Annotated in this window: 6 protein-coding genes; 3 read left to right on the top strand and 3 right to left on the bottom strand. The window is 71.9% G+C overall.

The window, feature by feature from the left end; all coding sequences use genetic code 11:
- Window positions 1-143 precede the first annotated feature (143 nt).
- Window positions 144-740 (bottom strand): sigma-70 family RNA polymerase sigma factor, encoded by a 597-nt coding sequence (locus tag GKQ77_RS26520; protein WP_219691455.1) that lies wholly within the window; start codon window positions 738-740, stop codon window positions 144-146.
- A 303-nt stretch (window positions 741-1,043) separates the two neighbouring features.
- Here GKQ77_RS26520 and GKQ77_RS26515 point away from each other — a divergent pair, with 303 nt between their 5' ends.
- Window positions 1,044-1,418, top strand: coding sequence for an STAS domain-containing protein (locus tag GKQ77_RS26515; RefSeq protein WP_219691454.1), 375 nt, complete (start codon window positions 1,044-1,046; stop codon window positions 1,416-1,418).
- Window positions 1,419-1,428: 10 nt separating this feature from the next.
- Here GKQ77_RS26515 and kilB read toward each other — a convergent pair whose 3' ends face one another.
- The gene (gene kilB / locus GKQ77_RS26510; protein WP_219691453.1) at window positions 1,429-1,890 is read right to left on the bottom strand and encodes a plasmid transfer protein KilB; all 462 of its coding nucleotides are present in this window, start codon (window positions 1,888-1,890) and stop codon (window positions 1,429-1,431) included.
- A 174-nt stretch (window positions 1,891-2,064) separates the two neighbouring features.
- Here kilB and GKQ77_RS26505 point away from each other — a divergent pair, with 174 nt between their 5' ends.
- A complete protein-coding gene (locus GKQ77_RS26505) occupies window positions 2,065-2,577 on the top strand; it encodes an EF-hand domain-containing protein (RefSeq protein ID WP_219691452.1) in 513 nt (170 codons plus the stop codon).
- Here GKQ77_RS26505 and GKQ77_RS26500 read toward each other — a convergent pair.
- Window positions 2,561-4,153, bottom strand: a complete 1,593-nt coding sequence (locus tag GKQ77_RS26500; protein WP_219691456.1) for a class I adenylate-forming enzyme family protein — start codon at window positions 4,151-4,153, stop codon at window positions 2,561-2,563. The genes GKQ77_RS26505 and GKQ77_RS26500 overlap by 17 nt on opposite strands.
- 227 nt (window positions 4,154-4,380) lie before the next feature.
- Between GKQ77_RS26500 and GKQ77_RS26495 the strand changes: the two genes are divergently transcribed.
- On the top strand, window positions 4,381-5,523 hold the full coding sequence (locus GKQ77_RS26495; RefSeq protein ID WP_219691451.1) for an acyl-CoA dehydrogenase family protein: 1,143 nt from the start codon (window positions 4,381-4,383) through the stop codon (window positions 5,521-5,523).
- Window positions 5,524-5,605 lie beyond the last annotated feature (82 nt).

Here is a 5,605-nt window from a genome sequence, read left to right as displayed (position 1 = left end):
GTCCTCTATGGAGGAGCGCGGCAGCGGTATGCGCGGGGCGGCGGGGCGCTGCTCGGCGGATTCGGATTCCGATTCGGGGCCTGAGTCGGGGTCGGGGCCAGGGCCGCCGGGCTCTTCGTACGGCTCGGGGCGGTCGGAGCCGTTCACAGCGCGGTCCCGTGGCCGGGCGGGGCACCGGGGGCCGGGCTCGCGGAGGGGTCCGCGGTGTCGTTGGCGGTCGACAGGAGCTGGAGGCCGAGGCGGAGCCTGCGCCGGGCCTCGTCCTCGGTGACGCCGAGGTCGGCCGCCGTCTGGCGGTAGTCGCGCCGCTGGAAGTACGCCAGTTCGAGTGCGGCCCGCAGTGGGGTGGGCATGGCCGTGACGATGTAGTCGGCGCGGGCGGCGGCCGAGGCGCGGCGGACCTTGCGCTCCAGCTCCTCCGGGGTGCCCTCGCCGCTGAGGGCGAGGGCCGCGGACTCGGTCTGGCGGAGCCTGCGGACGGCCCGCTGGTGGGTGAGCGTGGCGATCCAGGAGCGCAGGGGGCCCTGCCGGGGGTCGTACGCGTCGGGGTTCTCCCAGACGTGGGCGAAGACCTCGCGGGTGATGCGGTCGGCGCCGCACTCGTCGCCGAGGACGCGGTGGGCGAGGCTGTGCACGAGCGAGGCGAAGCGGTCGTACAACTCGCCGAGCGCGGCGGCCTCCCCGTGCGCCAGCCGCTGCTGCATCCGGCGGTCCCAGCGCCGCGGCGCGTCCTTCGGCATGCGACCCCCTCGTGCGCTTGCCCTGCCCTGCTCTGCTCTGTCCTGCTCCGGCCTGCCCTGTCCTTCGACAGTACTTCCTGGCTTCCTGTTTCCGACTCCCCCTCGAATGTAGTCGGCGGCACTGACAGCGCACTCTTGTTTATGCCAAAGCGCGGCCCGTCCCGGACACCGGATGATATTGACGGTGAGGTCCTGGTGTTTCATGGGAGGGCGGTTGGGGCAGCCGCAGCAGAACGAAGCGTAAGGACCGCTTCCGGATCACTCCGGGCGGCGGGACGGCATGGCGAGCGAGAGGCGTGGCGCGTGACGCTCAAGGTGACGGTGGGCGAGGAGGCCGGCTGGGCCGTGCTGCGCGTGTCCGGCGAGATGGACCTGCTCACCTCGCCCGTGCTGCGCCAGCGTGTGCACGACGCGGTGGCGGACGGCCGCCGCAGTGTCGTCCTCGACCTCTCCGACGTGCTGTTCTGCGATTCCAGCGGCGTCGGCGTGCTGATCGCCACCCGCCGTCTGATCCGCTCCTGCCAGGGCCGGCTGCGGCTGATCCTGCCCGCGCAGGGCGCCGTGGACGGCTCACACGTCAACCGCGTACTCGCCGCCCTCGGCGTACGCAGGCTCTTCGAGGTCTACCCGGACGTCCTGGCCGCCCTCGACGAGGAAGCCACCCCGCTCTCCGCCTAAGCGGGGCCCCTCACACGTGCCGCTTGGCGGTCGCCACAAAGGTGTTGATCGCGTCGCGGGAGATCCGGCGCCGCTCCGCGAGGTCGTCGCGGTCGTCGGTCTGGTGCACCTCGGAGACGTGGTCGAGGGTTTCCCAGGCCAGTCGCACCAGTTCGTCGTCGCTGGTCAGCAACTGCACCCGGAACAGTGCCTCCTGGGCCTCGGACCGCATCTCGTAGGAGCGGAAGCGCGCCTCCGCGCCGTCATCGGGCCGGTTCTCGTGCCTGCTGAACCAGCGGTCGACCAGGGTCCGCCGGTAGTTGACCAGCGCGCCCGCGTAGGCGCAGTAGGCGTCGATCCGCTCCTGCCGCAGCTTCTCGCCGCGGGTGAACTCCTCCGTCCGCTCGATCGCCCTGCGCTGGAAGGAGTGGGTGACCCCCGCGCCCAGGAGGGTCCCCAACACCGCTATGACGCTCGCCGCTACCACTTCCACGCGCACCAGTGCAGCACATCGCCCCGTGGCAACACCCTTGTCCCGGAATTCCGGCGGTCTTGCCACAAGCAGCGCTTTCCGGTCTCCGGGGCGCCTTGGACGACGTACGCTCGCTGCCGGGGTACCCACCCTGTGAAGTGCAACCAATCGCGGAAGTGAGGCAGCCCGAAGATCATGGACAGTGCCGAGTACGAGCGTAAGATCGCTGCCCGGTTCGCCACCTTCGACCAGGACGGCAACAAGTACATCTCCCGTGAGGACTTCAGCACGGCGGCCGCCGCCCTGTGCAAGGAGTTCGGCGTGACGGCGCGGTCCGAGAAGGGCCAGGCGCTCTACAGCGGCGCCGAGGCGTTCTGGCAGGGCATGGCCGGGATCGCGGACCGGGACGGGGACCAGCGGATCACCCAGGGCGAGTTCGTGGGCGGCGCGGTGAAGCGGCTGCGGGACAACTCCCAGCGGTTCGCCGAGATCGCCCGCCCCTTCCTGCACGCGGCGCTCGCCATCGCCGACTCCGACGGCGACGGCGCGGTCGCGCCGGGCGAGGTCGAGCGGGCCCTCAAGGCGCTCGGCGTGCCCGAGGACGTCGCGGCGGAGTCGGCCACCGGCCTCGACGCGGACGGTGACGGGAAGATCGCCGAGCAGGAGATCGTGACGGCCTTCGCGGAGTACTTCACGGTCCCTGAGTGAGCGCTCCGGAGTGATCGCTTCCAGGCCCTGAGAAGCGCTCCCTGAGCTTGTACTTGAGGACCTTGCGCAGTGTCTCGTTGCGGGGAAGCGCCTCGACGACCTCCAGCTGTTCCGGCAGCTTGTAGGTGGCGAGGCCTTCCCCGCGCAGATACGAGGCGACCGCCTCCAGGGTCAACGGCTCGGTTCCGCCGTTCTGTTCGACCACCGCGCAGACACGCTCGCCGCGTTCGGGGTCGGGGAGCCCGACGACCGCCGCGTCACCGACGGCCGGGTGCCGGTGGAGCAGGTCCTCGATCTCCTTGGCCGAGATGTTCTCGCCCTTGCGGATGATGATGTCCTTCGCCCGCCCGGTGAGGACCAGATGGCCGGTCCCGGTGAGGTGCCCGAGGTCCCCGGTGAGCAGGAAGCCGTCCGCGTCGAAGGCGGCCGCGCTCTGCTCCGGGTCGAGGTACCCCTGGCAGACCGCCTCGCCGCGCAGCCGGACCTCGCCGTCCGTCTCCGGAGGCAGCACCTCACCGTCGGGGCCGGTGACGCGGATCTCCATGCCGGCCGGGGGCCGCCCCTCGGTCGTCGCGAGGTGTTCGGGCGTGTCGTCCGGATCGCCCATGGTGATCATCGGCACCTCGGTCATGCCGTACCCGTGGGTGAGTTGGCACCCCAGCTCGCGTACCACCGCGTGGTAGATCTCCGGCGGCTTGGGCGCCCCGCCGCCCGCGAGGAGCCGCAGCGTCGGGATGACCTTCTCGCCCGGCGGCAGCTTGCGCTGCTCGGCCAGGAACATCGAGTAGAACGCCGTCGAGCCGCCCGCCACGGTCACGCCGTGCCGCCGGTAGCCGTCGAGCGCGGCGGGCAGCGCGAAGTGCTCGAACATCACCGCGGGGAAGCCGTACAGGAGCAGCATGACCGTGTAGTCGGGGCCCGCGATGTGCGCGAAGGGGAACGCCATCGAACCGACGTCCGAGACCGTCAGGCGCAGGGCGTGGGCCAGGCACGAGCCGCCCGCGATCAGTGAACGGTCCGTGTGCAGCACGCCCTTGGGGTCGGAGGTGGTGCCCGACGTCCAGTAGATCCAGCGCACCGAGGTGCCTTCGGAGGGCGGCGGGGGCAGCACGGCCGGGTCGGCGTCGGGCAGCGCGTCGTACGCCTCTAAGACGCCTCTGGCGCCGAGCCGCCGCGCCATCTCGCCGTGGTCGAAGCCGCGCCAGACGCCGGGCACCGCGAAGAACTCCGCCTTGGACTCCCGCAGCGCGAAGCCGGCCTCGCGGTCGCGGTGGAAGGGGATGACGGGCGACTGGACGGCTCCGATGCGGGCGAGGGCGAAGGAGAGCAGGGCGGTCTCCACGCGCGTGGGCAGCTGCCAGGCGACGACCGTGCCGGGGCGTACGCCCATGCCGTAAAGCCCGGCGGCGACCCGTTCGGCGCGCTCGCGCAGGGCGCCGAAGGTGAGCGTGCGGTCGTCGGCGGGGTCGGCGGCGGCCTGGATGAGGACGGGCCTGTCGGGCGTGAGGTCGGCGCGGCGCGCGAGGAGTTCCCAGAGTGTGCGGGACTCGCCCAGTCGGTGGGCGGTCTCGTTCAGCTCGTGGGCGGACTCGGTCATTTCGTGGGCGGACTCGTTCAGTTCGTACGCGGTCTCGTGCCCCGAGGCCTTCATGCGGCCCCCTCCCCGTCCATACGTCGCCGAACTGACGGCACGTCAGATAGTGCGGAGAGCGTAAGCCCCGGCGCCTTGTCGGTCCAGGGGTGCGGGGCTAGCCTGCATTCTGACGGGACGTCAGATCCCCTTTCCGGACGCGTAGGAGCCGCATGGACCTCACGTACACCGAGGAGGAGGAAGCCTTCCGGGCGGGTCTGCGGGAGTGGCTGGCGACGGCTCTGCCGAAGCTCCCCGCCAGGCCCTCGCCCCAGGACTGGCCCGGGCGGCGCGCGTACGACACCGGCTGGCAGCGCGCCCTGTACGACGCGGGCTACGGCCACGTGCACTGGGACGCGTCCCCCACCCAGCGGCTGATCTTCCTGGAGGAGACGGAGAAGGCGGGCGCCCCCTATGTGGGCGCCAACTTCGTGGGCCTGCTGCACGCCGGGCCGACCATCGCCTCCGAGGGCACGCCCGAACAGCGGGCGCGATGGCTGCCGCCCGTGCTGCGCGGCGACGAGGTGTGGTGCCAGGGGTTCAGCGAACCCGACGCGGGCTCCGACCTCGCGTCGCTGCGCACGCGCGCGTGGCGCGACGGCGACCACTACGTGGTGAGCGGGTCCAAGATCTGGACCTCCCACGCGGAGGTCGCCGACTGGTGCGAACTCCTCGTGCGCACGACACCGGTGAGCGAGGCCGTGCCCAAGCACCGGGGCATCACCTGGCTCGCCATGCCGATGGACGCCCCGGGGATCACCGTGCGCCCGCTGCGGACCCTCGCGGGCTCGACCGAGTTCGCCGAGATGTTCCTCGACGAGGTGCGCGTCCCGGTGGCCCACCGCGTCGGCGACGAGAACGACGGCTGGCGCGTGACCATGGTGACCCTCTCCTACGAGCGGGGCACCGCCTTCGTGGGGGAGGTGGTCGCCTGCCGCCGGGTGCTAGGCGAGATCGCAAGCGAGGCCCGCGCGAACGGCCGCTGGGACGACCCGGCGCTGCGCCGCCGGCTCGGCCGCCTCGCCGCGGAGTTCTCGGCGCTGTGGCGGCTCACGCAGTGGAACGTGAGCGAGGCGCAGCGCTCGGGAGGCGTGCCGGGAGCGGGCGGCTCGGTCTTCAAGCTGCGGTACTCCCACGCGCGCCAGGAGCTGTACGAGGCCGCCGCGCAGGTGCTCGGCGCGGGCGCGCTCGACCTCGGGCACGAGTGGAGCCTGGACCGGCTCTCCTCGCTGTCGTACACGATCGCCGCCGGGACCTCGCAGATCCAGCGGAACATCGTGGCCGAGCGGATCCTCGGCCTCCCGAAGGGGCGGTGAAGGTCCGTATGGATTTCCAACTGACGGATGACCAGCGGGCGTTGCGGGCGGGGGGGCGGGAGCTGCTGGAGCGGCGCTTGTC

The sequence above is a fragment of the Streptomyces anatolicus genome, from assembly GCF_019400875.1.
Classification (GTDB): domain Bacteria; phylum Actinomycetota; class Actinomycetes; order Streptomycetales; family Streptomycetaceae; genus Streptomyces; species Streptomyces anatolicus.
This window is presented reverse-complemented; position numbering and strand designations above follow the sequence as displayed.

What these genes read in the sequence shown, in the direction of transcription:
- GKQ77_RS26495 (WP_219691451.1), top strand. Translation starts at nt 4,381, where the DNA reads ATGGACCTCACGTACACCGAGGAGGAGGAAGCCTTCCGGGCGGGTCTG.
- GKQ77_RS26505 (WP_219691452.1), top strand. Translation starts at nt 2,065, where the DNA reads ATGGACAGTGCCGAGTACGAGCGTAAGATCGCTGCCCGGTTCGCCACC.
- GKQ77_RS26520 (WP_219691455.1), bottom strand. Translation starts at nt 740, where the DNA reads ATGCCGAAGGACGCGCCGCGGCGCTGGGACCGCCGGATGCAGCAGCGG.